Consider the following 3356-nt stretch of genomic DNA (forward strand, 5'->3'; position numbering starts at 1 on the left):
GTCCCCCACCAAGGGGACCGGGGCCTTCGCCGTCACGTACGGTCAGCCCTTCCAGGCGCGCGCCACGACGCCGTCGCGCACCTCGAAGTTGAGCCGCCCCGCCCGGTACTCCATGGTGATGATCGCGCCCGGCGGCAGCGAGCGCACGGTCGCCCATCCCCGTTGCCGGGCGAACCGTTCCGCGTCGCCCGCGTCGAGGCCTACGTACCCTTGCGGGCTGTCCTGGGGCTCCGTCGGCGGAGCGGTGTCCGGTGCCATGCGGCCCACGCTAGGCCGGTTCCGGCGGAGACGGAAGCCGAAGCCGCACGTCCGTCTCCGGTCACGCTTCTGTCACAGAATCACGACACGCGTTTCGGTCGAACTCCGTCACACGTACGAGCGGTTCCAGGGGTCTTCCTGGCGCATTCGAGCGGAATTCCCCGAAGCCGGTAGGGTCTTCCGAAAAGCCGCCGAAAAGAGCCGGAGGCGGGGAGCGGGGGCACTCCGGCGCGTGCATTCCATTCCGATTCCGGCGCCCCGCGGCGCAGCTGACACCGCATAAGAGATTCACCGCTCCAGCACAGAACCCCCGTGGCTCGCGGGTAGGAGCGGGGTTGCGGCAGCGTGAACTCGAAGCGTGCCGCCCCTGCATGAATCGCCCTCACATCCGGAGCGCGCCCCCCATTCAAAGCATGTACATGTCCCCCAAAACGCACCCTGCCCCGCCCGGTCGGACCGGGCGGGGCAGGGTGGTGCGAGGCGGTGCCGAGCGGGGGTTCGCGTCAGAGCGCGAGGCGCTGCCCGGGCACGATCAGGTTCGGGTCGCCGCCGATGACGGCCTTGTTGGCTGCGTAGAGGCGCTGCCAGCTGGTGCCGTGCCGCTCGGCGATGCCGCTGAGGGTGTCGCCCTCGCGGACGGTGTAGTCGCCCCGGGACGAGGAACGGGCGGTGTGGTCCGTCGAGCGCTGCGGCGTCTTCGCCGCGGGGGCCGACTTCCTGGTGGTCGGCGTGGTCGACGACTTGGACGACTTCGTCGCCGACTCCGTGCTGCTCTTCGTGGTCACCGACGCGCTCTCGGGCGCCGAGCCGGTCGCTCCGGCCCGCCCCGAGCAGACCGGCCACGCGTTCCAGCCCTGGGCGTGCTGGACCTTGGTGGCGACGGCGATCTGCGCTTCCCTGGAGGCCTGGTCGGCCGTCGCCGCGTAGGCGGTGCCGCCGTACGCGCGCCAGGTGGAGGCGGAGAACTGGAGTCCGCCGTAGTAGCCGTTGCCGGTGTTGATGTGCCAGTTGCCGCCGCTCTCGCACTGGGCGATGCGGTCCCACACTCCGTTGTCCGCCGCCGCGGCGTTGCCGGTGGCTGCCAGCAGGCCCAGCGGGGCGAGCAGTGCCGCTCCGGCCAGGGCGGCCGTCGTACGTCCCTTGCGGGAGCCGTTCTTCGCAGCGGTCTCACGGGTGGTATCGGCACACTCGGACATGTATTTCCCTCTCCACATACCCGGGGTCCCCCAGGCGGGACGCGGTCCCCGCGCGATGGACGCGGTTCCTCGCGCTCGCCCCGTCCGCCGCGGCCGGTACTGCGGTGGTGCTCTGCCTGGTGCCGGCCGGCGGACGTTCCCGAGCGGTGCTCGTTGCACACGGCGGAGGAATCTAGGGATCGGGAACGCCCGAAATCAACCAACTCCCCGTCAGGCCAGGCCAGTTCAGTGTTACCGTGGGTAGCGGCGATTTTCGGCCACCCACTACATTCCCGGATTTCGTGATTTGTCGACCATGGGTTCGACGGATCTGTGATTCACTTCACCGCGTCAAACCCCTTTGGCTTGCGAAGAGTTGACGGGGAGTGCCGGATTCCGCACCAGGAGTGACCCTGCGCAGCGGATGGTTCGATCCCGATCCCCCCAATGCGTGACCCCCACCACAGATCACCCGTTGTCTTCTTCATGAGCCCGCGACCCCGGGGGCTCACGGACCGGGAGCCACCCGGGCCATCACGCACCGCATCCCGAGGGAGCCACCGTGCCGCGCATGCTCGACGTCAGCGACGAGGTACGCGCCGAGATCGGCGACGAAGAAGCCGACCGGCTGCTCGCCGGAGACAACGCCCCCGGCAGTTACGACTGCACGTCGTGCCGCACCCCGGGCGACTCCGAACAGGAGCGCACCAGCACCGTCCTGTTCATCGGCGACGAGACCGCCGTCCTCGCCTTCGCCCACGCCACCTGCCTGCCCTCGCAGGTCGTCCAGGTCACCGAGGAGCAGCTGCAGGGAGCGGTCCGTTCCATCAACGGTGACAGCGCGCCCGGCGGGCCGCAGAAGTCCGTACCCGAGCAGGCGGTGCTCGGAGTCACCAGCGGACTCGTGCTGATCGCCGGGGAGTTGCACCCCGCGCTGGTCGTGGAGCCGACCTCGCCGATCGTCCGGCCCGGTACGGACGGGGTGGGCGACGACTTCCTGCCGCTCCTCATCGAGCAGGGCTTCATGCCGGTGCCGGAGCTGACCTCGGTGCCGCCGGTGCTGCACGGGTGGTCGGTGCTGCTGGCGGTGGGTCAGCTGCACGCGGTACTGCAGCCGGGGCCGACCGGCGGGCAGCCGGTGGCGTGGTGGCAGGCGCATCAGCCGCTGCAGGTGACCGACGGGTGGCGGGCGGCAGCCAACAAGCACCAGCAGGTGCTGATGTTCGCGGCGCCGGTGGGGTCGATCGGGCGGCAGCCGCGGGAGGATCTGCTGCGCGACGCGATCGACAAGGCGGCGGCGAACGGGAAGCTGGTGGCGGCGGCGCTGCCACTTGCGGGGGTCTGAGGGTCGCCCAAGGGGGTGGGGGCTACGGTGCGTGGGCGGCTGCGGGCAACTCGTGGCTGGTCGCGCAGTTCCCCGCGCCCCTAAAGGGGCGCCTGGGGGCCGCATCTCTTTGAAGACCCGGTCGTTTGGACATACGTGCACGCATACGACCTTCCTCCCCACCGGCCGTCCTTCTCCGCCGTTCCCGCTGCTCGGGTGTCGCAGGAGACCGCGGGCGGGCACTCGGCCACGCCGATCTACGACTCGCTCTACGCGGAGTGGGTCAAGGCCTTCCGTACGCTGCCGGGTGATCGCAGCGGTGAGGAGTCCATGGGGTTCGTCGCCTTCGGGAGCACCCCGTTCAGTACCGGCACCCACGGTCTGGGGTCGTACGGAGGGAGCTCGTACAGCGCGTACAGCGCGGGTGCCTACAGTGCGCGGAACGGCGGCGGGCAGCCGCAGCCGCCGCAGTGGCAGCGGATCGGGACGCTCGGGCGGGCCCAGGAGACCGGGATGACGCCCGTCCCGGCGGCGCTTCCGCCGGGTCCGCGCCGGGGGATGTGACACATCATGCGTGAGGGGCGGCCACCGTCAGCGGT

General features: G+C 70.6%; 4 protein-coding genes. 2 read left to right on the forward strand and 2 right to left on the reverse strand.

The features are described 5' to 3' along the window. Positions 1-42: 42 nt before the first annotated feature. Together ACWGKQ_RS52000 and ACWGKQ_RS52005 are read right to left on the reverse strand one after the other, a co-directional pair. Complete coding sequence (locus tag ACWGKQ_RS52000) at positions 43-258, reverse strand: I78 family peptidase inhibitor (RefSeq protein ID WP_453299150.1); 216 nt, start codon at positions 256-258, stop codon at positions 43-45. 503 nt (positions 259-761) lie between these two features. Continuing rightward, a complete protein-coding gene (locus ACWGKQ_RS52005; protein WP_453299151.1) occupies positions 762-1454 on the reverse strand; it encodes a transglycosylase family protein in 693 nt (230 codons plus the stop codon). Positions 1455-1995: 541 nt separating this feature from the next. Here ACWGKQ_RS52005 and ACWGKQ_RS52010 point away from each other — a divergent pair. Both ACWGKQ_RS52010 and ACWGKQ_RS52015 read left to right on the forward strand, forming a co-directional pair. Then, a complete protein-coding gene (locus tag ACWGKQ_RS52010) occupies positions 1996-2778 on the forward strand; it encodes a hypothetical protein (RefSeq protein WP_453299152.1) in 783 nt (260 codons plus the stop codon). A gap of 135 nt (positions 2779-2913) precedes the next feature. Then, on the forward strand, positions 2914-3321 hold the full coding sequence (locus ACWGKQ_RS52015; RefSeq protein ID WP_453299153.1) for a hypothetical protein: 408 nt from the start codon (positions 2914-2916) through the stop codon (positions 3319-3321). Positions 3322-3356 lie beyond the last annotated feature (35 nt).

The sequence above is a fragment of the Streptomyces sp. NPDC054770 genome, assembly GCF_053611985.1.

What these genes read in the sequence shown, in the direction of transcription:
- ACWGKQ_RS52000 (WP_453299150.1), bottom strand. Translation starts at nt 258, where the DNA reads ATGGCACCGGACACCGCTCCGCCGACGGAGCCCCAGGACAGCCCGCAA.
- ACWGKQ_RS52005 (WP_453299151.1), bottom strand. Translation starts at nt 1,454, where the DNA reads ATGTCCGAGTGTGCCGATACCACCCGTGAGACCGCTGCGAAGAACGGC.